Genomic DNA, 22047 nt, shown 5'->3' on the forward strand with positions numbered 1-22047 from the left:
ATGGAGATCAAACCCGGGAAAGACAGAAGCAAACCTCACTAAAACCGGACATTTCTATTGAGCCGGAGACCAGACATCTCTATCTGGCCATGACAATGGTTCTAGCAACAAAAATCACTTATGTAAGCTCACGAGCCGCCGAAAACAAACCCCCAAAGCCCGTGCTGTGACTTTTTCGAACATGTCTATGCACGATATGAAGTATTTTTTCTGGAGCGTCCACCACAGACTGTCTTCTACAAACCCCGCGCACATCCGAATCGGGTGTCGAATCGAGGGATCAAGGACCCGTCAGGTTCAACAAGGAGACAGCAGTGTCAGATATCTCGTCCAACGCGGCCGCACAGCGATATCGCAGCGCCACACCGGTCATTCGCACCCGGATGGCCGGCTGCATCGGGCATGCGATCGAATGGTTCGATTTTTCGATTTACGCGAACTTCGCCATTTTCTTCGGCCCGCAGTTGTTCCCGTCGACGGACCAACGCTCCGCGCTGCTCGCCGCGTTCGGGGTCTATGCAATCGGCTTTGTCATGCGTCCCGCCGGTGGCTGGCTCCTGGGTGCCGTCGCTGACCGCCACGGGCGCCGTACCGCGCTTGCCATTTCCGTCACCTTGATGGCCGTGGGTTCCCTCCTGCTCGCGGTATTGCCGCCCTACGCCATGATCGGCCTCGCCGCCCCCGTGGTGGCGACGATTGCCCGACTGTTGCAGGGTCTCTCTGTCGGCGGCGAATTCGCCGCGGCCTGTTCCTTCCTCGCCGAAACCGCGCCGCCGAACCGCCGGGGTTTTCACGGCAGCTTTTTGTTCTTCGGCACAGGAATCGGCTTGATCGCCGCCTCGGCAATCGCGTGGGTACTGAACCGCGTGCTCACCCACGAGCAGATGCTCCATTTCGGCTGGCGCATCCCGTTCCTGATCGGTGCGTTTGGCGGGCTGTTCGGCTACTGGCTGCGTACGCGCGTGGAAGAGACGGAAGCTTTCCGACGCACCGCCACGCGTGCCAAGGAGCGCAATGGCTCGATCCGCGTGCTTTTCACGCAATACGCGAAACCGACCTGGACGCTCATCGGCACCAGCATTCTCGGTGCCTTCGCCTTTTATCTGTTCATTGTCTACGTGCCGGTCTATGCGATTCACCGCTCGGGCGCCGAACCGGCGACGGCCTACGCAGCGAGCACCTTGAGCCTGATCGTGTTCACGGCGGTCCAGCCGCTCTTCGGCTGGCTATCGGATCGCATCGGCCGCCGGCCGCAACTCATCGTGATGGCGGCGATATATACCGTGTTTGTGTACCCGGTCGTGCTCTCGGTGGGCGCCTCATTCTGGTCGATCGCCCTCGTCGAGATCTTCGGCATCGTCGTCTACGGCCTCTATACGGCGATTGCGCCTGCACTCATGGCCGAGCTTTTCGGCGCCGAGATCCGTTCGCTCGGCATCGGACTCCCGTTCAATCTGGTCGTCGCGATTCTCGGTGGCACGACGCCATACATCATGACGTGGCTTCAGGGCCGCCAGCAGGAATACCTGTTCCTCATCTATGTATCCATCGGCTCGGCAATCAGCCTGGTCACCTACGTGCTGATGAAGGAGACGCGCGGGATCGCGCTGGACCCGGAACTCCGACACCATGATTGACGCATTGCACAGGCAACTTTCACGCGCCGCGATCACCACACAAGGCGACGAATGCGCCCTCAACCACATCGATCTGGGCGATGGGCCCCCGCTTCTGTTGATTCACGGTGGCCACGGCGGCTGGTATCACTGGATGAAGAATATCGAAGCCCTCGCTGCGCACTCGCGCGTGATCGCACCTGACCTTCCGGGTTTCGGCGCCAGCACCGCGCCGAAGAGCAGCTTCACGCTTCACCTCGCAGCCAGCGAACTGTTCGCCCTGCTCGACCGGCTTGGCATCGACACGGTCGACGTCGCGGCGTTTTCGTTCGGCGCGTGTATTGCCGCGCAGATGGCCGTGCGGTTTCCTCATCGCGTGCGCTCGCTTGCGGTGGTGAATCCGGCCGGAATGGGCCCGGTTTCGGCACGGCTCTCCGACACGCAGAACGAGGCGGCGCGAGTCGCGAAAGCGCATGGACTCGAGCAAGGCGTGCGCATTTCGCTCGAGGAAATCATGCTATGCGACTCCCGCCTCGTAACAGAAGATCTTTGCAGACTCACGGCTGACCACGTGCGGGCGACACGCGTGCAAACACGCCCCATTGCCAGGACGCATCCCACGCGCGCCCTGCTCGACAGCGTGCGCGCGCCGATGTGGCTGGCATTGGGCTCACAAGATCCCCACCAGCGCCACGAGCTTGACCTGCGCGCTCGCTATGTCGAGTCGATCTCCGCAGGCAATACCTCGTCGATGTGTCACGCCGCGCATTGGCTGCAATTCGAGGCGGCGCCGTGGTTCAACGACAACCTGGCGAGTTTTATCGACCGCGTTCGCGGCACCCCTCGCCCACCCCGTTCCATCGATACCGGAATCCAGACATGATTCTCGACACCTTTGCCCAGTACGTCGCCACTCAGGCGAAAGTCGATTTGCCCGCATCTACCCGTCATGCGGCGAAGCGCGCACTGATCGACTGGTTCGCGGCGCTACTCCCCGGCACCCGCACGGCACCCGCGCTGCAACTGCGGCGCGCGCACAGCGAGGAACTGGGCGTTGGGCGTTCGAGCTTGCCGGGCGCCGGGACGAGCGCGTTCCCGGCGACTGCCGCGTGGATCAATGGCAGCACATCGCATGCGGTGGAATTCGACGACATCTTCCGGGACGCCGTCTACCATCCGGGCTGCCCAACGGTTGCCGCAGCGCTCGCGCTAGCCGAAAACAGCAACGCGAGTGGCGAGCAACTGCTCAAGGCGATCGTCGCAGGCTACGAAGTCTCGACGCGCATTGGCGCCGCCGTGCAACCCGCCCATTACCGCTTCTTCCATACGACCGGCACGGTGGGATGCTTCGGCGCGGCCGCAGCGGGCGCGCTTCTCGCCGCGCCTGGGTCCACCGACGCGGCACATCATGCGATGGCGACGGCGGCGACCTTTGCGTCCGGCCTCCAGCAGGCCTTCCGCTCCGACGCGATGACCAAAGCCCTGCATGCCGGCCACGCCGCCGCAGTGGGCGTACGCGCGGCACAAGGTGCCGCCGCGGGGCTGACCGGTGTGACCGACATCCTGGAAGGCGCAGCGGGCTTCGGCGCCGCCTTGTGCGACTCGCCGAGCTGGCACGGCGTCACCGACGGCCTTGGCGTGCAATTCAACATCGAGCGCATCACGCAGAAAAATCACGGCTGCTGCGGCCACACATTCGCCGCCATCGACGCGTTGCTCGATTTGAAGCGCGAGCACGGCTTCACGAGCGACGCGATCCGCAACATCACCGTGCGCACATATGGGGCGGCGCTCGAGGTGGCCGGCATTCGCAACCCGCAAACGGCCTTTGAAGCGCGTTTCAGCCTGCCCTACGTCATGAGCCACGCGGCGATGTATGGCTCGGTCAGGCTCAGCGCGTTCGAGCCCGCGCGGCTTGCCGAGGCGCCGCTGCGGGCCTTGATGGAAAAGATCGAACTGGTCGCCGATCCGGCCTTGACAGCCACGTTTCCGAAGCAGCGTGCGGCGCGCGTGGCCGTGACGCTTGCCGATGGCCGCACGGTCGAGACGTTTGCCCCGTATCGCCGCGGCGATCCCGAAGCGCCGCTGACCGACGCCGAACTCGACGCCAAGTTCACCGAACTCGCCACACCGGTAATCGGCCAATCCGCTGCGCGATCGCTGCTCGATCGACTCTGGCGCATCGATGAACACCGTATTGCCGATCTCGCGCTCGCGAAGCTCATCGCCTCGCAAGCGTAAGCCGTGTCCTCACTCTGCCATGCCCTCTATCATGGGCATGGCAGCGATTTCGTCCATCAGCCACGAGCGAAATGCCGTGATCTTGCGCGACGGCCTGCGGCCTTCGGCAATCAGCAGGTAATAACCCAGCTTGCGCTTCACCGGGCGTTTGAACGGGCAAACCAGCGCGCCCGAGGCGATATCGTTGGCGAGCAGACGCGTTTGCCCGACCGCCACGCCAAGCCCCTCGATCGCCGCCTGGTAGGCGAGCAGCGAGTTCTGAAAGCCGCCGCGCTGCTGCTTCACGAGCGCTTCGAGATCGCTGCGCCCTACCGCATGCAGCCAGTCGAACCAGTCCTGGCGCCGGTAGCGCGATTGAAGCAGCCGATGGTTCGCGAGATCCGAAAACGTCTTCAGCGGCGGCCCGTCACGTAACAACGCCGGACTGCAAACGGGCTCAATGACGTCGTCGAACAAATGCTCGCTTCGGATACCGGGCCAGTTACCGTCGCCGAACTGGATTGCCGCGTCGGCCTCGACCTCGTTGAAATTCATCGGCGCCACGGTCGTGCTGATCTCGACAGGAATGTTGGGATAGCGCTGCTCGAAGCGTTGCAGCCGGTGCATCAGCCACTTCGCCGCGAACGTGGTGTACACATTGAGCCGCAGCGCCTCGCCCTCCGCACTGCCCACGATGCTTTCGGTTGCCGCCGCAATCGCCGCGAACGCCGGTCCCACTGCCTTGTGGTAGGTCGCCCCCGCCTTCGTGAGCCGCACGCCGCGCGGCTCTCGCTCGAACAACGTCACGCCGAGATATTGCTCGAGCGTGGCGAGCTGCCGGCTCACCGCCGAGTGCGTGACGCACAGTTCGGCCGACGCCCTGGTCAGGCTGCCCAGGCGAGCAACGGCATCAAATACGTGTAGTGGATTGAGCGGGGGAACCGTGCGAGACATAGCGTGTGATCGGCCTTGAAGGCCGGAATGAAAAACGGCAATTGATGTTCCAAAAACTCACATCAACGTACTGTATGCGAAGTAGTGTGTCAATCCCGCCGCGGGAATAATGACCTCACGATGAACACGTAATTGGAGACGAAGAGGAGAACCATGGACTTCCAGTTCAATGAGGAGCAAACCGCATTTGCTGACGCCGTGCGCCGGTTCGCGAAAGACACTCTCGCAGACGGCGCGCTGCGGCGGGCCCACGAACCCGGCTATGCGTTCGACGTCGCCCGGCTGCTGTCCGAACAGGGCTTGCTCGGCATCACGATGGACGAGGAGGACGGCGGACAGGGCGGCACGTTGATGGACGCCGTCATCGCGATCCAGGAAATCGCGCTGGTCTGTCCCAAGAGTGCGGATGTCGTGCAGGCTGGCAACTTCGGCCCCATTCGCACGTTCGTCGAGTATGCAAGCCCGGAACAAAAGCGCCGCTACCTCAAGGATCTGCTCAGCGGCCGCAAGGTCATCGCGCTCGGCATGACCGAGCCCGGCGCGGGTTCGGCGGTCACCGAACTGCGCACATCGGCGCGTGAGGAAGGCGACAGGTTCGTCATCAACGGCACGAAAATCTTTTCGACGCATAGCCCCGAGGCCGACCTTTTCCTCATCTACTGCCGCTTCGGGCCGGGGACGGGCAACATCGGCTCGGTTCTGATCGAGAAAGGCACACCCGGACTCACGGTCGGCAATCCGTCGTGCTTCATGAGCGGTGAACCGTGGTCGCAGCTGTATATGGAAGAATGCAGCATTCCGGCCGAGAATGTTCTGCTCGGGCCAGGCGGCTTCAAGAAGCAGATCGCCGGCTTCAATGTCGAGCGGGTCGGCAATGCGTCACGCGCCCTGGCGCTGGGCCGCCACGCGTTCAATCTCGCACGCGAACATGCCGCCATGCGCGAGCAGTTCGGCCACCCGTTGTGCGAGTTTCAGGGCATCCAGTGGAAATTCGCCGATATGGCACTCAAGCTCGAATCCGCTCAACTGCTGCTCTATAAGGCGGCAAGTGTTGCGCGCGGCACGCTGCCTTCCCCCAACGACACGGCGCTCGCCAAACTCGCATGCAATCTGGCGGGCTGGGAAGTCTCGAATGAGGCGCTTCAGGTGATGGGCGGCATGGGCTACAGTCAGGAGTCGCTGGTCGAATACTGCGTGCGGCGAACGCGAGGCTGGATGATTGCAGGCGGATCGATCGAAGTCCTCAAGAACCGTATCGCCGAAGGCGTCTTCGAACGCCGCTTCGACCCGCGCAAGTAAAGGGACACCATGAGCATGAATGAGACGATGGAGCCGGCTCCCCGCGCCGCGTTACGTAACCTGGCTCTTGCACGCTGCGTGCTGGCGCCCGAAAGCGTCGCGCTGATCGGTGCGTCAGACGACCCGGCAAAAACGGCGGGCAGACCGCTACGCTTTATCCGGCAGGCGGGCTACGAGGGCCGCATCTACCCGATCAACCCCAATCGCGATGTCGTGCAGGGCGAACGTGCCTGGCCCCGGGTTGCGGACCTGCCCGAAATTCCCGAGCACGCCTTCATTCTCACGCCAACGGAGGCCGCCATCGACGCCCTCGAGGCATGCGCGGACTTCGGCATTCCCGTGGCCACGATTCTGGCAGCGGGCTTCTCCGAGACGGGACCGGACGGCGAAGCACGCGAACAGCGCGTACGTGACATCGTCGCCCGCACCGGCATTCGCGTTCTCGGGCCGAGCGGCCTTGGCATGGTGAACGTGCGCACAAAGCTCGCGTTGACGGCCAACGCCGCTTTTGCCGAGCCGGATCTTCCAGTGGGCGGCGTGTTCGTGGCCTCTCACAGCGGCAGCATGATCGGCGGCCTGCTCTCGCGCGGCAAGGCCAAAGGCGTCGGCTTTGCCGGCCTGGTTTCCGTTGGAAACGAAGTCGACCTGAGCGTTGGGGAGATCTGCGCCGCGACGCTCGACGACCCCGCCATTACCGGCTACATGCTCTTTCTCGAAACGCTGCGCCATGCGGACAAACTGCGCGCCTTCGCCCTGGCCGCAGCCGAGCGCGGGAAGCCCGTCGTGGCGTACAAATTGGGCCGCTCCGCGGCCGCCGCAGAACTTGCCGTCTCGCACACCGGCGCGCTCGCTGGCGAGGACGACGTGGCCGACGCGTTCCTCAAGGACTGTGGCATGGCTCGCGTCGACACGCTGGAAGCGTTTCTCGAAAGCCTCCCCCTGCTTCGACAAATGCCCCTGCCCAAGCCGCAGGAAGCCGCGCGCGTACCGCGTGTCGCGGTCGTGACCACAACTGGCGGCGGCGCGGCCATGGTTGTCGATCAACTCGGTGTTCGCGGTGTCGACGTCGTGCAACCGCGTGAAGCCACATTCGCGCGGCTCGCGAGTGCGGGCGTGAACGTATCCAGCGGACGCATCGTCGACCTGACCCTTGCGGGCACCCGCTATGACGTCATGAGCGCAGCGCTTCGCGTGCTGCGTACGGCACCGGAATTCGATCTCGTCATCGCCGTCGCGGGGTCTTCCGCGCGCTTCGCGCCAGAACTGGTGGTTCGCCCGATTATCGACAGCGGCATGGATGACCCGACGTTGCTGCCGCTGGCCGCGTTTGTCGTGCCAGAAGCGCCGCAGGCGCTCTTGCGCCTGACCGAAGCGGGCGTACCGTGTTTTCGCACGCCCGAAGCTTGCGCGGATGCGATTGCCGCCGCTGCATCGCGCCGCGCGCCCAAGCCCTTCGCACAACACGCAGCGCCGGGAAAGAACGATACAGGGCATGGGCAGGCCATCTTGCTTGACGAGCTCACTGCGTACGAGCAGCTCGCGCAAGTGGGTGTGCCGCATGCGCCCGCGACAGCGATCCCGGTCGACGAAAGCACGCCGTTGCCTGAGGCGCTTCCCTATCCGCTCGCGGTGAAAGTGCTCTCCGGGCGGCTGCCTCACAAAACGGATGTTGGCGGCGTCGAACTGGGTATCGCCGACGCCGCTCAATTGCGCGCAGCAACCGCTCGCATTGTCGAGAACGTGAGACGGCACGAGCCGGATGTCCCGGTGGAGCGCGTGCTCGTGCAACCCATGGCCAAAGGCCTCGGCGAGGCGCTGATCGGCTATCGGCTCGATCCACAGGTGGGCCCCGTTGTGATGCTCGCGGCAGGAGGCGTCTATACCGAGCTTTACCGGGACCGCTCGTTGCGATTAGCACCCGTCGATCTCGACGAGGCCCGGGCGATGGTCGCTGAAGTCAAGGGACTGCGCGCGCTTGAGGGCTATCGCGGCAAACCACGTGGCGACCTGGATGCCCTCGCCAGGACGGTGGTCGCCATGTCTCGACTCGCCACCCTTTCCGATGTCTGCGTCGTTGAAGCCGAAGTCAATCCCGTGATGGTCAAGCGTGAAGGCGAAGGCGTGCTGGCCGTCGACGCGTTAGTGCGCATCAGGAAATGAAGCATCGCGCGCGTGCCGCAGGTTGAGGCGAACCCGGGATTCGGCTCCGTCTGCATTCGAAAGTCCCGAGACCGGCTCGACGCATTTGGCGAGCCGGCCAATCGCACATTGCGCGCGATCGGGAACGTGACCACGACGCCGCGTTCGAGCAACAACTCTTTGACGTCGTGCAAGCTCAGGTCGAACCGGAAATACCAGCGAACCGCGCAACTGATGACGACAGCAGGGAACCGGCGGCCGTGATATAGACCACGACCTCGCACCGATTGCCCGACTCGCCTTAAAGGTAGTCGACCTGATGCCTGCTGATGCGCACCCCTGCCAGTTCATCTCGAACACGCAGATGCTCGGGATGCGTAGCGTATGCCTCTAACGCATTGCGGTCCACGAACTCGGAATAGAGCACGACATCGCATGCATAGTCGATACGGCTAACGTCAATGCCTATTTCCAGCCGACTCATTCCTGGAATTTTTCCGTTAAGGCCTTCGAATGCTTCTTTAACCCGGTTGGCTGCCTCGGCCTTCTCTTCGGGCGATGTCCCGCGAACGTTCCACATCACGATATGCTTGATCAAGATTTGCACCTATGGTTTGCATTAGAAGCGTGTCGAGACACCCACCCGAGCGAGCACCTGCGAACCGGTCGTTGATGCGCTGCCCGGCTGGTTCAGCGCATTGATCCAGGCCTGTGTGACTGGTCCGTCTCCGCTCGCGTGCTGATAAATGCCTTCCGCGTAGAGGAAGGTACGCTTGGAGAGGTGGTACTGGACCACACCGCTCAGTTGATGCGCCCGATTGTTGTCCAGCGCCGAGTTGCCCTGCATGAACGAATAGTCCAGACCGGCCGTCCAGACTCCGGTGACATCCCACTGCACGCCGGTCTTGTAGACATCGATCTTTGCGCCGCTCGCCGTATTCGCGGTGTTCGTGTAAAGCAGCATCGCGAGCACGGACCCGAACTGGTAGTGTCCGCCGAATCCAAAATTGCGGATGCTGCCGTTGAGCCCCTCATACAAGCCCGAGTACCTGACGTTGACGAACGCTGCGCCCAGTCCGAGCGGGCCGTTGGCATAGTCGACTCCGAAGCTCATCGTCGAGTTCGCGGTGAAGTCACCCGCGACGCCGCCGAATCCGTACAGCGCGCCAATGTGAATCCCATATAGATCAGGACTGCGATATTTAACCGAGTTGGCGACACGGGTTGCGCCACCCATCCGGTCGAAATCGAACGAGCCCGTTGGATTGTCCGGCACGCCAAGCGAGGCGAACGGTCCCTGCCGGAAATCGTAAATACCGCCAGCGAGAAACGCGCCGTCGAACAAGCCGAGCGTCAGTGTCTCAAACATGAAATCGTACTGATTTCCGAGCGTCAGCGTGCCGAGTCGGTCATTCGATAATCCGACGTAGGCCGTGCGATTGAATAGCGCGCCGGCTCCGGGAATCGTCGCGCCGCTGGCGAGGTCGAACTGCGAGGTCAGTTCGAAAAGTGCCCGGCTGCCGCCGCCGAGTTCCTCGGTGCCTTTCAACGTCAGCAGATTCGGTGCGAAGATGCCCGTATCGAGGAACGTCTTCGACCCGCCTTGCTGATTGTTCACGTAAGTCACACCTGCGTCGAGCAGGCCAAAAATCGTCACGCTGCCCTGCGCGTGCGCTGCCATGGGCATGGTCAACGCAATAAGGCCTGCGCACAGTGAAATCCTGCTGTGCTTCATCTCCATGGTCTCCTGTGCCGCGCAATCGCGTCGGCGTTCGTGTCGTTCTTTTAACGGGCTGATGCGTCATTCGGCAATTTCAGAGCCGAGCGGCACGGGCGCGCGCCGCGAAGTGCGAACCGGGGCGGTCTCCTTCAGCGATATGGCGACGACGAGCCCTATGACGAGCGCGCCCAGTGCGAAATACATCGTGTGCGCGACCCCATAGTGTTTGGCCACGTAGCCCGCCAGCGCCGGCGCGATTCCCCCTCCGAAGACCTCACCGACACCAACCACGAGACCAGATGCCGTCGTCATCAAGCGGGCCGGCACCGACTCGGCGCTGATCGGCCCCACCGTGAGCGTAATGAGCGCAAAGACGAAGAACAGCGTCATGAAAAGCCACGCAAACAGTTTTGGCGGATTGGCGTCGCAGCGCGTCAACAACGCGAGGAACACCAGCGCGCCCAGCACGGAGAGGATCATCACCGGCTTGCGGCCGAGGCGGTCGGACAGCGACGGCATGACCAGCGCACCCAGCGCGCCGCCAAAGCCAATCGCCGACAGGATAAAACCCATCTGCTCGATGTCCAGATGCAGCGACTCGGTGAGGTAGCTCGGCAGAAACGCCGGCAGGATCACGAGGTTCGTCACCCAGCAGAACATGCCGATGATGTTGAGCGGAATGTTCCGGTAGCGGAATACGTCCGACCACTTGTGCCGCGCGGCGTCGTGAGTCTGCGTATGCCGTGCCGCGTTCTGCACATCGCTGTTGCGCAGGCAGCGGTAGAGCAGGTAGGCCACGACGAAACCCGGCACGGCCGCGAGCGCAAAGATCCAGTGCCAAGGCACGACCTTCAGCAACTGCGTGACGAGAATCGGTGCGACACCCAGCCCGAGCAACGGCATCATCGTTTGCTGCAAGCCGACGTTGAAACCGTGCCGCGACGGCCTGGACGCATCGATCGTCGCGACAATACTCACTGGCGTATAGGCGCCCTCGGAGAACCCCATGAGCACGCGGATCAGGATCAGCGTGCCAAGGCTCGCCGCAAATCCGCTCGCACTGCACAACACTGAAAACACCAGCATCGCCGGAATGATCACCTTCCGGTGTCCAATGCGATCCGAGAGGTTGCCCATGAAAATCGACGCAAAGCCCCACGCAACGGCCAGGGCGCCGGCAATATAACCGAGGTCCTGATAGTCGAAATGGCGCTCGTGCATCATGATCGGAAAGAGCGGCATGATCATGAAGCGGTCGATGCCCACCAGACCGAACCCGATTGACAACAGCGCAACCGCCTTCCACTCATAGGCCGTATCCCAGGCCTCACTGGACTGCTTCATGTTTCGTCTCCTTGAATATGTCTGCTATTTGACCGTACTGATACGCTATTTTTACTCAGTCGTACTTATTGATTTGCACGCTCTTCCGGCGGCTTTTTCGCTCGGCAGGCAGCCTGCCGACGCACTCTCGGGCCGACGCCGGCGGCGGCCGGCCCGTCATCCAGCTTACTCGCCAGATTGCTCTGTCGCGCGGCGCAAAGCGCACCGCATCGTCACGCCCCAGCGGTCGCACTGCCGCCGACAGGCGTCAGCACGAAGTCAAATGGCGAGCGCCAGACCGTGTTGCCGTCGCTGGCGCGCTCGAACGGCGCCACCAGCGTCTCCTTGACACCGAACACCGCATCGGAGTTGAGGTAGGCGTCGTCGCCCGCGAACGTGTGCGTCACGATCTTCTCGAAGCCGGGCGCAGTCACGATGAAGTGCATGTGCGCGGGCCGATAGGGATGCCGCCCGAGCGCGGCGAGCATCTTGCCCACCGGCCCGTCGTCAGGAATCGGGTACGACACAGGCTTGATGCCGATAAAGCGGTAGTACCCATCATCGCCGGTCGTAAAAATGCCGCGATTGTTCCATTGCGGCTGGATGCCCGGTTGCTGGACGTCGTAAAAGCCGTCCGGGTTGTCGGACCATACGTCGAGCCGTGCGCCCGCCACCGGATTGCCGTTGATGTCGACCACGCGCCCCTCGAACGCACAGGTCTCGCCCTTGCCGTCGAGCGTGATGGAGGCACCCATCTCCCGCTCCGGCGCGCCCACGACATGAAACGGGCCAAGCACGGTGTTCTCGGTCGCGCCGGCAGGGCGACGGTGGTTGAGCGCATCAACCAGCATCGACGCGCCCAATGTGTCGCTCAGCAGAATGAACTCCTGGCGCTCGTTGCCGCAGATCTGCCCGGTGCGGGTCAGAAAGCCGATTGCGGCTTCCCACTCCTCCTGCGTGAGCTGGACGTCCTTGATAAACGAGTGCAGGTGCTTCACGAGCGATGCCATGACGATTTTCAGGCGCGGCTCGACGTCTGCGCCCATGCGCGCATTGACTGCCTGAGCCGAGCCCTCTTCGGTAAAGAACTGGGACATGCTGAGGATTCCTTATAATGATTTGACGAACTGCTACTCGGGCCGTGCGCCTTCCCACGCGCGCTGTAGCAGCGCGCGGACGGCTTCACGTTCGACCGGGCGGGGATTCCAGTACGGATTTTTCACCGCGAGGTCCGCTGCGGCATCGAGCTGGGATTCCTTCAGCCCGAGGTCCTTCAGGGCGAGCGGCGCGCCGAGCGAGCGGGCGAAGTCGTAAAGCCCTCCACCGATCGAGTCACCGAACAGATCCACGAGGGGCCGCAGTTCCCGGGCCGCGGCCTGGGCGTTGTATGCCGCCGAATGCGGCAACACGATGGCGTGAGTTTCCGCGTGAGGCAGGTCGAAGCTGCCTCCGAGCGTATGGCAAAGCTTGTGATGGAGGGACATGCCGACCGTTCCGAGCACCGATCCACACAGCCACGATCCATAAAGCGCATCGGACCTCGCAGCGAGATCGTCCGGGCGCACGACGATCACGCGCAGCGCATCACGCAGCGCCCGCACGCCTTCGACGGCCATCAGCGACGTCACCGGATTGCGATCTTTCGCGTAGACGCCCTCCACCGCGTGCGCGATCGCGTTCAAGCCGCTCGTCACGCTCATCGCAACGGGCAGGCCAAGCGTCAGCGCAGGATCGTAGATCACGACTTCGGGGAGGATCTTCGCGTCGCGGATGGTCGTCTTGATGCCGTCCTCGGTCTGGCCGAGGATCGGCGTCACCTCAGAGCCCGCATAGGTGGTCGCGACCACGATCTGCGGTGCATCGTTGCGCCAGGCAATGGCCTTGCCAAGCCCGATCGTCGAACCGCCGCCAAGCGCGACCACGCAGTCCGCGCCCGCCGCCTCGAACGCGGCCAGCGCCTTGAGCGTCACGGCAACCGGCGTATGCATCGCCGCTTCGCTGAAGACGCCTGCTGCCAGCGGACCGATCCGTTCGGCCAGCTTCTGCGCGTCGGCCCGCTGCGACGGCGTCGAGAGAATCAGCGCGCGCTCGGCACCGAGCCGCCCAATTTCGCCGGCGACGGCTTCGGCGGTCCCGGGGCCGAACAAGATGCGGCCCGGATTGATTTCGTAGGTGAAGCTCGCAGTCATGAACGGACTCCGTACTCAGGCGACTTCGCCGACGCGAAGATGGAGCTTCGCGACGAGTTCGTCGAAGCGCTCGCGCAACAGTTCCGCGCTCTTCGCAGTGGCCGCGACGTAGAAGTCGGGGCGCAGCACGACATAGGTGGCGTCGATGCTTGCGAGCCAGCGCTTGTACGTTTCTTCGATATCCACTGCATCGCAAGGCGCGCCCGTTGCGCCCGGCGTGCCGATCCGCGCGGTCCGGCCTTCCAGAAGCGCGAGTTGCTCCAGCCGCTCGGGGCCAAGCGCGTGCGCCGGATCGGCATCCAGACCGATCACGAACCAGCCGTGGCCGACGGCCTGGTCAAAGCGGTCCCGCGTGCCGTTCACGTCGACCACGCCCTGCACCGACAACTCACCCGCATGCGCGGATTCGGCAGACCAGGCCCCCGGGCCCAGATGGCAAACGTCGGTCGGAACCGGCTGGTTATTGCGCGCCTTGAGATCGGCCTTCATTTTCACATCGCGCTCTGCTGCTTCCTTTTCGTCGGCAATGCAGATGATCTTCCCAAGCTCCTGGCTGAACTCGATGTAGTGCTTCGCGTGCTCGAGGCGCTCGGTCGTGTAGCTGTCGAGCACCGCGGCGGACAGCTTGCCTTCGAGAATCGCGTTAAGACGCCAGCCTAATGCGAACGCATCGCGCAAGCCCGCACACATGCCCTCGCCCGCAAACGGCGGCATCAGATGCGCCGCATCGCCCGCGATGACGCAGCGGCCGCGGTTCCAGGTCTTCGCCCAGCGCGCCTGGAAACGGTAGACGGCGCTGCGCTCGAGTTCGGCGTTCTCCGGCGTCATGCCCCACGGCTCGAGCAGCTCCCATGCGCGCTCGGGGGTCTGCAACTCCTGCGCCGACTCGCCAGGCAGGACCATGAACTCCCAGCGGCGCCGGCCCGGGCCGCCTGGCACGATGGTCGTCGGACGCTTCGGGTCGCACAGTTGCCACTGCATGGGCTGCGCGACGTATGCTTCCTGCGGGATGAGGTCGAGAATCAGCCAGTCGAAGAAGTAGCCCCTGTCCTCGTTCTCGATGCCGAGCGCGTCGCGCACGAAGCTGTTCGCGCCATCGGCGCCCACCAGGTACTTCGCGCGCACTGTGCGGGTTTCGCCGCCAGCGCCGGCTTCCTGCGGGTTGCGCGTGAGCGATACCGTCACGCCGTCACCGTCCTCGACCAGCCCCGTACCCTCCCAGCCGCGCAACTGCGTGACGCCCGGCATGCCGTCGACGATGCTCGTGAGACGCGCTTCGAGGTCCGGCTGGTTGAACCAGTAACGCACGCGCCAGCCCGACGCCGACTGGCTCTGCCAGTCGACGATCTGAAGGTTCTCGCCGCGCACGTCTTTCCAGTAATACAGCTCGTCGTGGTACGAGATAGCCGAGTCATGCTCCGAGTCGATCCCGAGCGTCGCGAGAATCCGGGCGATCTCGTGGTCGTACGTCACCGCGCGCGGCCGGCCATAGGCCTGCGACCAGCGCTCGACCAACGTCACCCGTTTGCCGCGCTGACCGAGCAGGATTGCGAGCAACGTGCCGACCGGGCCGCCGCCAATGATGGCGACATCGGCGTCAAAGTGAGTGTTTGCGGTTGAAGCGGGGGCATTCATGAACTGTCTCCTTGATTCGTCGCCCTGCTGGGCTTGCGGTGCGAAGGATGATGCTGGCTGCACGGATGACCGCCGTCCGGCTGGATGACATCTGCACTTCGCTTGGGACAGAATGTAGATCAAAACTGAATGCTCGTCACATATGGTAAACACTCACGTTTGATTATCAGTCAAATCGGAGGATCGCAAACAAAGTGATCCTGCGGTGCGTGTCATGGCCATGCTTACCGAAGCTGGATTCGTATTAGAATGATCGTCAACAATGAATCCAGGCAGACTTCGATGAATTCACCGGCCAATGAGGGCGAGCAGGAAGGGCGCGTGGCGCGCAGGCAGCGTCGTAATCGCGAAGCGTTGATCAAAGCCGCGGGCACGATCATGAGCGAAAAAGGGATCGATGCCGCCACGATGCTGGAAATCGCCGAACTCGCCGACGTAGGCGCGGGGACGGTGTACAACTATTTCAAGTCCAAGGACGAACTCGCAATCGCAGTGCTCGAGGAAATGATGCACGAGCTGGCGCTACGCATAGAAAGGGCGACCGCTGGCCTGGCCGACCCGGCAGCGGTCTATGCGTTCGGGATTCGCACCGTGCTTGAAGCGGCGACTACCGACATTAGCTGGAAGGAAATGCTGTACCGCTCGGAAGTCATCGCCGACGCGCTCTTCCGGCGCATGGGCCCGTTTGCGATTCGCGACCTGCGCAATGGCATCGGCGCGGGCGTTTTCCGCGTGTCGGACCCGGATCTCGTGTGGCACCTGACTGCGCACGCCATCGTCGGCGCCAGTCTCGCCATCACGACAGACCGGCTTTCAGCGAGTGTCAAGGAAGAGATCGTGATTCGATTACTGTGCATGACTGGCATCGGTATTGACGCAGCTACAGAACTGGCTGCGCGCCCCAGGCCGGCATCAGTGGTCAGGTAACGATTGTCCATGCGCACGCTGTCAGGACGTCTCGCCAGTCTTCAGGTTTCTGCGGAGAAGCGCGTGGGCATAGAGGACAGGCGTTCTAACCGCTAAAGCGATCCGATGCGTCGCTCTGACGCTTAGGCCCGGTCGTTCGCGCATTCGCTAACGCTCTGTACACGACGCTCTCCGCCGCAACGTTTTGGATTCGCTCAGCAGGCGTCCCGAGTGGCGCCGCGCGTACTCACGATTTGCGTGGCCGAGGGTCGCTCGCCGAGCGCCTCGGGAATTCAATTTTCATCTGCTTGATTTTTCAATGGCGGCGAGCGCACATCGCATTTTGTTGGCGTAGACCGCATTAAAACTGTCACCATTGCGACAGTCAATGTGTCACCACGCGCAATAACCTCAGAACTCCCTTTGTTCTCTGCCGTTTGCCGCCGGGCAACGCATGCGTAACTCAGACGCTGCGCATGTGGCCCGAGTTCGGCCATGAAGGGACATTCGCCCGTTTCGTCGCTCGGACATCCAGATGTCGGCTCCTAACGCATTGCGGACCTTCGATTGCGGCGCTATTGGGTGGGGCATTCGCTAATCGATCGGTTCGTGACGTTTCTGTTGGAGCAGTTCCGCAAAGACTGATTTCGAGCGCCCCGAACGCGTGTGGGGAACTGCCGGAAAATCGGCAGGCCCGAAAGCGGACATTTAACCGTTTGCGCCGGAGCAGACTCAATGAGAGAGTTGATATCGCGGAACGCCGCTTTCATTCGAACGACATGCCCCACACAACCTTCGCGACTCTGATTCTGAGCCCCCATGCTGCCAACCCTAGGGACTGGTCACCGTCTTTACAGTTAAGTTCGATGTGATTCAATGCGATTGCAGTGATCTCAGCCTCCGTGCCTTTGCGCAGGACAATCCTCGTAGCGGACGACAGTACCGTTACGTGCGCGTTTCTTGTGAGTGGGATGTCCCGCATAGCCCGGACGATTTGACCGACCTTCGCTACTTGATTTGACATTTAAGCACTCCGTCCATGATTGCCACTGAAGTCTTCGCCACGAGAGCTACGCTGGACGACTTCGAGAATATTCACTTCGGGCCACTTGGTTGTTGCAGCCAACGCCAGAATGAACCGGCTGCCGACGCGCCCTTGATCCTATATCCCAGGGCGCAAAGGCCGACCAATACGGGATGAGGTCGACATGCGGCCGGTTCACCTGAACCTCGGCATCTGGATCAGAACTGCGTCGGCGACAACAGTTACGGTTAAGCAGAAAATTCATGTGGCCGGTAGCAGGCAAGGTTACGCAATCACACTGTCCGCGCAATGTACGTTCGAGTGCTACTTCAGGCCATGCTTGTGCGTGAAAAAGTCCTATCAATCAGGTCTCCCGGTCTTGTATCCAAAGTTACGAGCAGTATTGCGCCGCCTGCTTTTTCAACGGCATCCAGGAGCCTTGTCCTGTAGGGTTTCTCAATGACTATGCAGCCGTCGCTGCCTTTTTCCCCAGAACCGTGAATCTCGAACGGAATCCTAGTGAAATCACGGCATCCGGCAAACTGTGCGTAAAGCGACTTAGGGGTTAGGACAGCGGCAGGGTCCCACGCGTCACCTTGATAATCACTCGGGCGCTCGATTCGATACAAGCCGGGAGGTATAGGTCCTCCGCGAATTCCCTTCTTCTCATCGGTTACCCGGTAAGGTGAGTAGGAGTCGAAAGAGCGCTCTCCTTTTCCATCGATCCGGCCACGCCCTCCACCACTCACACCATGAATGCAGAACGAGCAGCCAGCGACGCTTCCGACTATCGTCTCAGACCATACGTAATACACCAAATCAAAGTGTTCGGCGTGCATCGTGAGCTCCAACAGAAGTGTTCGGACTGGCAGCAACGCCCATGAACATTGGAATCAGCTTGGCACGCGGGCGCCGCTAAGGGAAGTAGTTATGTTCGGTACCCAACGCAGTCGCTTGACCGAGTCAACCCGAATCCGGAGCGACCAACTATATGTTGATCAAGTCGATCGGAGAGCGTCTGCAATCAGCACCAATGCGGTCACCATGCTGGCAGGTTGCCAAATGACGGATTCGGGTCGAGTCCAGCCAAACGAATCGGCCAAGAACCGCTCGTACCGCCCCCGTGGTAATCGACAGGGCGGGCTAGAGCCGGAGAACCGCCTTTGAGAACTCACTCGAATACGGTTCGCGGGAAGTAGAGCGAGACAATCCAGTTAGGCCGGTCGACGATCTCGCTGATGCGCAGGTCGGCGCAAACGCTGCACAACAGGTAAGCATCGATTGCGCTGATGTGATGTTGTCGCGTGAGAATGTCGATCATTCCAGAGACGGCAGCCCGAGCACCCTCCATCAGATCGGGACCGATGCCAGTAGTGACTTCGTAGCCTTTCGTATCGAGATGACGGCTGACAGGGCCCGGCGTTGTAAAGCGGGGAAACGCGAGGTTCGCCTTTTTGACCAATTCGAATTTCGCCGTCAGTGCTACGGGGCTCTCGATGGCCGTCCCGCATACCTCGCCGTCACCTTGAGCGGCGTGCGTGTCACCCACCGAGAATAGCGCGCCCTCCACCTCCACAGGGAGATAGAGTTCTGTGCCTGCGCCGATGTCGCGGATATCCATGTTGCCGCCAACACGACGTGGTGGAATCACGCTGTGCAAACCCGGTTCTCCCGGCGCGAGGCCGATCGTCCCGCAAAAGGGTTTTAAGGGAACACGTCCACCAGGGCCGTACATGGCCGGGATCTTCAGATCCGCCTCGTATTTCCAGATGTGCAGGGCCGGGTCGGGAAACTGGTCTGCGAGCAAGCCAAAGCCTGGAATGTTTGCCGTCCACCCCCAACCCGAAGGTGCGAATGACAACAGTGTGACCTTGACGGCGTCGCCCGGTTTAGCGCCATCGATATACATCGGGCCAACAACCGGGTTCACTCTCGCAAAGTCTAGCTGTGCAATGTCGTCGACGGTTGAACTGGCAGTGAGCTGCCCTCCCGATGCGTCGACGGGAAAGAACTCGACGGTTTCACCAGGAGCCACGGTCAACACGGGCTTTAGCGTCTGGTCCCAACCGAGGTGGCTCTGATGCTCATGAATTGAGTGGCGCGCCCAAGGTATTCTGCTCATTACCCACTCCCTGGAAGGCCGGCGAATTCAAACGTCAACCAGACCACGAAGGTTAGTCGGCAGTCTGTGCGTTAGAGCACATTCCTCTGTAAGAGCCGAACCGGCACGCTTTCTCGGGAAAGAAAACGTGGCCTACTTTCAACGCGATATGAACGCGTGCAGGTCTGTGCACGGCCACTCCTGAGCACGTCGGCTGAGTAAAAATTTGCCGCGTTGCAGATGCAGCATTGACCGAAATGCCTTGGAACCGGACGCTGCGGTAGCACGGGTAGGAACGGCAGAAGTGGGTCGGTCATGCCTGTCGCATAGGCGCTCGCCGGCGACCATCCTCGCGCTCGGTCGTCGGACACTGGTCGGCCACTTTGAGACATTCAAATCGGCGCGTAGATTGCCAACAATTCTCGCTGTCGACCGTCTTTTGGACTCAGCGGATCAGCAGTGTGTCAAAGTTCGGGACTCGCGAATGCTGACACAAGATACTCGATGAAGATCCGTACTCTCATCGGGACTCGACGGCCAGCTGGATAAACAAGATGGATGGGCACGCGCTCGGGCTGCAACTCTGGCAGAAGCACCTGGACCTGGCCGGAGCGGATCTCTTCCGCCAATAACCAGAATGGCGCCTGAGCAATGCCAAGGCCGCAAAGCACAGCCGCGCGAATGTGTTCGGCATCGCCGGTCAGCAGCGAGCCGTGCGGAATGTAGGAGACGACCTCCTGCCCGACTTTGAGTGACCAGGGGTAACGCTCACGGCCTTTCGCAAAGACGATGCAGGTGTGCTGATCGAGGTCCGGAAGCCGGATCGGGACTCCCTTCGCGGCCAGATAGGCAGGGCTCGCCACGAGCACGAAATCTGTCTCGGACAGCTTTCTGGCAGTGAGCGAAGAGTCTACGAGCCGCCCATGACGCACCGCCAAGTCGATGCCGTCACCCACCAGGTCAACGTACCGCTCCGATACCGACAATTCGATCGCGACGTCGGGATATCGTCGAAAAAAGTTGGGAAGTAGCGGGGTAATGCAGAGCCGACCGTGAGCCGGTGCGGTATTGACCCTGACCACGCCTCGTGGCGACTGCTGGCGATCGCCTACGGACGATTCGAGCGCATCGAAGTCGTCCACCAGTTGCCTCGCGGATTCGTAGAATGTTTGTCCTGCTTCCGTGATCACGACCTGGCGGGAAGTCCGCAAAACAAGTTGTGCGCCAAGATGCCGTTCCAGCGCGCCGATCTGTTTGCTGACCGCCGGTTGTCCGATCCCTTCCTCACGCCCGACGGCGGAGAAACTCCCGCATTCGACAAGACGCACAAACAGACGAATCGCGCTCACTCTATCCATACAGACTACCTTCATCAATTCCAGAATGGAATCGATGGTATGCCCGGATGCAGCGTTCCGGCAATGGATAAAGTTGCTTATGTTACGGGCTATGCAATCAACGACACCGAAACAGAAGGAACTGACCAATGAAAGCGATTTGTGTAACACCTGGCCGGGAACTAGAGGTTCGCGACATCCCGACACCGACCGCGCCAGCGCCGGGCCATGTGCTGCTCGACATGGATGCATCGGCGATCAACCATGGCGACAAGACTTTCCTGCGGATGCCTACAGCCGCCGGCAACGCACTCGCGCTCGACCGGCATAACGTCTGGGGCGCGTCGGGAGCAGGCAAGGTCGTCGCAGTGGGAGCAGGCGTCCCGGCGGAATATACGGGCAAGCAAGTGGCGGTCTACCGGTCGCTCGGCAGAAGTCCGGAGAGTATTGGGCTTTGGTGCGAACGGGCGCAGGTGCCTTATTCGACTTGCTTGATCCTGCCCGACCATGTTCGTGCCCGGGACTACTGTGGCTCACTCGTGAACGTGATGACGGCCTACGCCTTTCTCGACGAGATCACCGCAGCGGGCCATAAGGGCGTCATTGTCACGGCCGGGAATTCGGCCACCGGTTATGCTCTTGCTGCCCTCGCTCGCCGCAGAAAGTTGCCCGCGATTTTCCTGGTGCGCACCGAGTGGGCACGGGAGGCGCTGTGCCGTTTGGGGGCGGAGCACGTCATTGTCACCAGCGAAGGCTTCACCGATAAGCTCGGCGTATTGTCCGCCGAACTGGGAACGACGGCGGTATTCGACGGCGTCGGCGGCGACTTGCTAACGGGAATAGCGCCCGGCCTGCCGATGAATTCGACGATCTATATCTACGGGCTTTTGGGCGGCGCCATTCCGGTGTCTATTCAGTCCGGGCTCTTCATGATGAAGAACCTGACCTTGAGACGATTCAGCAATTTCGCGAGCCGGACGGTGAAGGATCACGACGAACTCGTCTCCGCTCTGAAAACCCTTGAAGGTGTGATTGACGATCGAACGTTCAGGACCAGAATTGGCAAGGAGTTCGATCTCGACCAGATCGAACTAGCCATGGCTTACGAATCGCTCGATGGCGCGAAGGCCGTCTTGCTAACATAGGTCGCCCGGGGTCTGGCCGCATCGGACGCGATTCACTATTCACGGCATAGTGAAGCCGTAAGAAGTCGGAATGAACACGACTATCGAGCGTCAGACGCAAGGGAACCTATCCGCATTTTTGTGTGCAAGGCGGTTTAACAGATCCTAACCTCGGGCGAGCGTAAAGCGCTCGCCAAACAGGATGGCAAACTGGTTCATCGCGGATTTCCAGTCGAAGGTTGCCCGTACCGACTTGGCCAGCACATTGCGCAGCGCCAGCCAGAGTAGTTTGATGGCAGCCTCGTCGGTGGGGAAGTGGCCCCGGGTCTTGATGATCTTGCGTAGCTGCATGTTCAGACTCTCAATGGCGTTGGTCGTGTACACAACCCGTCGAATCTCGGGTGGAAACACGAAGAACGGCGTGACGTGCTCCCAGGCTCGCTGCCAGCATTGCACAATC

17 protein-coding genes and 1 pseudogene are annotated in these 22047 nt (G+C 61.7%); 7 read left to right on the top strand and 11 right to left on the bottom strand.

All coding sequences use genetic code 11. The annotated features are described in order from the left end of the window. Positions 1-314 precede the first annotated feature (314 nt). Genes C7401_RS43510 through C7401_RS43520 form a run of 3 tightly spaced genes read left to right on the top strand, consistent with a single transcriptional unit; the run spans position 315 to position 3857 of the window. Entirely contained in the window at positions 315-1637 is a 1323-nt protein-coding gene (locus C7401_RS43510; RefSeq protein WP_224041643.1) for an MFS transporter, read from the top strand. Further along, positions 1630-2499, top strand: a complete 870-nt coding sequence (locus C7401_RS43515; protein ID WP_112178245.1) for an alpha/beta fold hydrolase — start codon at positions 1630-1632, stop codon at positions 2497-2499. The genes C7401_RS43510 and C7401_RS43515 overlap by 8 nt, the downstream gene beginning before the upstream one ends. After that, positions 2496-3857 carry an MmgE/PrpD family protein gene (locus tag C7401_RS43520; RefSeq protein WP_112178246.1) on the top strand — a complete coding sequence of 454 codons (1362 nt, stop codon included), beginning with the start codon at positions 2496-2498 and terminating at the stop codon, positions 3855-3857. The genes C7401_RS43515 and C7401_RS43520 overlap by 4 nt, the downstream gene beginning before the upstream one ends. Before the next feature lie 9 nt (positions 3858-3866). On the opposite strand, the gene gcvA is transcribed toward C7401_RS43520, so the two are convergent. Further along, positions 3867-4790: a transcriptional regulator GcvA gene (gcvA, locus tag C7401_RS43525; protein WP_112178247.1), complete on the bottom strand. Its 924-nt coding sequence runs from the start codon at positions 4788-4790 to the stop codon at positions 3867-3869. Positions 4791-4943: 153 nt separating this feature from the next. Between gcvA and C7401_RS43530 the strand changes: the two genes are divergently transcribed. Next, the gene (locus C7401_RS43530; RefSeq protein WP_112178248.1) at positions 4944-6089 is read left to right on the top strand and encodes an acyl-CoA dehydrogenase family protein; all 1146 of its coding nucleotides are present in this window, start codon (positions 4944-4946) and stop codon (positions 6087-6089) included. Between the two features lie 15 nt (positions 6090-6104). Beyond that, complete coding sequence (locus C7401_RS43535) at positions 6105-8249, top strand: acetate--CoA ligase family protein (RefSeq protein ID WP_258397481.1); 2145 nt, start codon at positions 6105-6107, stop codon at positions 8247-8249. A gap of 110 nt (positions 8250-8359) precedes the next feature. On the opposite strand, the pseudogene C7401_RS45895 reads toward C7401_RS43535, so the two are convergent. From C7401_RS45895 to mhpA, 7 genes and pseudogenes are all read right to left on the bottom strand, one after another. After that, positions 8360-8512: pseudogene (locus tag C7401_RS45895) on the bottom strand (IS6 family transposase); the annotation flags it as partial. Positions 8513-8529: 17 nt separating this feature from the next. Next, positions 8530-8826 carry a Dabb family protein gene (locus C7401_RS43545; RefSeq protein ID WP_112178258.1) on the bottom strand — a complete coding sequence of 99 codons (297 nt, stop codon included), beginning with the start codon at positions 8824-8826 and terminating at the stop codon, positions 8530-8532. Positions 8827-8847: 21 nt separating this feature from the next. Next, a complete protein-coding gene (locus C7401_RS43550; RefSeq protein WP_112178250.1) occupies positions 8848-9969 on the bottom strand; it encodes a porin in 1122 nt (373 codons plus the stop codon). Between the two features lie 60 nt (positions 9970-10029). Beyond that, positions 10030-11292, bottom strand: a complete 1263-nt coding sequence (locus C7401_RS43555; protein ID WP_112178251.1) for an MFS transporter — start codon at positions 11290-11292, stop codon at positions 10030-10032. A gap of 212 nt (positions 11293-11504) precedes the next feature. Then, positions 11505-12368: an intradiol ring-cleavage dioxygenase gene (locus tag C7401_RS43560; RefSeq protein ID WP_112178252.1), complete on the bottom strand. Its 864-nt coding sequence runs from the start codon at positions 12366-12368 to the stop codon at positions 11505-11507. 33 nt (positions 12369-12401) lie between these two features. After that, positions 12402-13460 carry a maleylacetate reductase gene (locus tag C7401_RS43565; protein WP_112178253.1) on the bottom strand — a complete coding sequence of 353 codons (1059 nt, stop codon included), beginning with the start codon at positions 13458-13460 and terminating at the stop codon, positions 12402-12404. Positions 13461-13475: 15 nt separating this feature from the next. After that, positions 13476-15095 (bottom strand): bifunctional 3-(3-hydroxy-phenyl)propionate/3-hydroxycinnamic acid hydroxylase MhpA, encoded by a 1620-nt coding sequence (mhpA, locus tag C7401_RS43570; RefSeq protein WP_112178254.1) that lies wholly within the window; start codon positions 15093-15095, stop codon positions 13476-13478. A gap of 249 nt (positions 15096-15344) precedes the next feature. Here mhpA and C7401_RS43575 point away from each other — a divergent pair, with 249 nt between their 5' ends. Further along, positions 15345-16022 carry a TetR/AcrR family transcriptional regulator gene (locus tag C7401_RS43575; RefSeq protein ID WP_220092915.1) on the top strand — a complete coding sequence of 226 codons (678 nt, stop codon included), beginning with the start codon at positions 15345-15347 and terminating at the stop codon, positions 16020-16022. 2174 nt (positions 16023-18196) lie between these two features. Here the strand turns inward: C7401_RS43575 and C7401_RS43585 are convergent. Both C7401_RS43585 and C7401_RS43590 read right to left on the bottom strand, forming a co-directional pair. After that, on the bottom strand, positions 18197-19147 hold the full coding sequence (locus tag C7401_RS43585) for an acetamidase/formamidase family protein (protein ID WP_112178256.1): 951 nt from the start codon (positions 19145-19147) through the stop codon (positions 18197-18199). Between the two features lie 443 nt (positions 19148-19590). Continuing rightward, positions 19591-20484 (bottom strand): LysR family transcriptional regulator, encoded by an 894-nt coding sequence (locus tag C7401_RS43590; protein ID WP_112178260.1) that lies wholly within the window; start codon positions 20482-20484, stop codon positions 19591-19593. 128 nt (positions 20485-20612) lie between these two features. Between C7401_RS43590 and C7401_RS43595 the strand changes: the two genes are divergently transcribed. Further along, the gene (locus C7401_RS43595) at positions 20613-21608 is read left to right on the top strand and encodes an alcohol dehydrogenase catalytic domain-containing protein (RefSeq protein WP_112178257.1); all 996 of its coding nucleotides are present in this window, start codon (positions 20613-20615) and stop codon (positions 21606-21608) included. 144 nt (positions 21609-21752) lie between these two features. On the opposite strand, the gene C7401_RS43600 is transcribed toward C7401_RS43595, so the two are convergent. Then, the coding region (locus tag C7401_RS43600) for a transposase (protein WP_146757927.1) at positions 21753-22047 on the bottom strand (295 nt) is incomplete at its 5' end.

The organism is Paraburkholderia unamae (assembly GCF_003268775.1).
GTDB lineage: Bacteria > Pseudomonadota > Gammaproteobacteria > Burkholderiales > Burkholderiaceae > Paraburkholderia > Paraburkholderia unamae.

What these genes read in the sequence shown, in the direction of transcription:
- C7401_RS43515 (WP_112178245.1), top strand. Translation starts at nt 1,630, where the DNA reads ATGATTGACGCATTGCACAGGCAACTTTCACGCGCCGCGATCACCACA.
- C7401_RS43520 (WP_112178246.1), top strand. Translation starts at nt 2,496, where the DNA reads ATGATTCTCGACACCTTTGCCCAGTACGTCGCCACTCAGGCGAAAGTC.
- gcvA (WP_112178247.1), bottom strand. Translation starts at nt 4,790, where the DNA reads ATGTCTCGCACGGTTCCCCCGCTCAATCCACTACACGTATTTGATGCC.
- C7401_RS43530 (WP_112178248.1), top strand. Translation starts at nt 4,944, where the DNA reads ATGGACTTCCAGTTCAATGAGGAGCAAACCGCATTTGCTGACGCCGTG.
- C7401_RS43535 (WP_258397481.1), top strand. Translation starts at nt 6,105, where the DNA reads ATGAATGAGACGATGGAGCCGGCTCCCCGCGCCGCGTTACGTAACCTG.
- C7401_RS43550 (WP_112178250.1), bottom strand. Translation starts at nt 9,969, where the DNA reads ATGGAGATGAAGCACAGCAGGATTTCACTGTGCGCAGGCCTTATTGCG.
- C7401_RS43555 (WP_112178251.1), bottom strand. Translation starts at nt 11,292, where the DNA reads ATGAAGCAGTCCAGTGAGGCCTGGGATACGGCCTATGAGTGGAAGGCG.
- C7401_RS43560 (WP_112178252.1), bottom strand. Translation starts at nt 12,368, where the DNA reads ATGTCCCAGTTCTTTACCGAAGAGGGCTCGGCTCAGGCAGTCAATGCG.
- C7401_RS43565 (WP_112178253.1), bottom strand. Translation starts at nt 13,460, where the DNA reads ATGACTGCGAGCTTCACCTACGAAATCAATCCGGGCCGCATCTTGTTC.
- mhpA (WP_112178254.1), bottom strand. Translation starts at nt 15,095, where the DNA reads ATGAATGCCCCCGCTTCAACCGCAAACACTCACTTTGACGCCGATGTC.
- C7401_RS43575 (WP_220092915.1), top strand. Translation starts at nt 15,345, where the DNA reads ATGATCGTCAACAATGAATCCAGGCAGACTTCGATGAATTCACCGGCC.
- C7401_RS43585 (WP_112178256.1), bottom strand. Translation starts at nt 19,147, where the DNA reads ATGAGCAGAATACCTTGGGCGCGCCACTCAATTCATGAGCATCAGAGC.
- C7401_RS43590 (WP_112178260.1), bottom strand. Translation starts at nt 20,484, where the DNA reads ATGGATAGAGTGAGCGCGATTCGTCTGTTTGTGCGTCTTGTCGAATGC.
- C7401_RS43595 (WP_112178257.1), top strand. Translation starts at nt 20,613, where the DNA reads ATGAAAGCGATTTGTGTAACACCTGGCCGGGAACTAGAGGTTCGCGAC.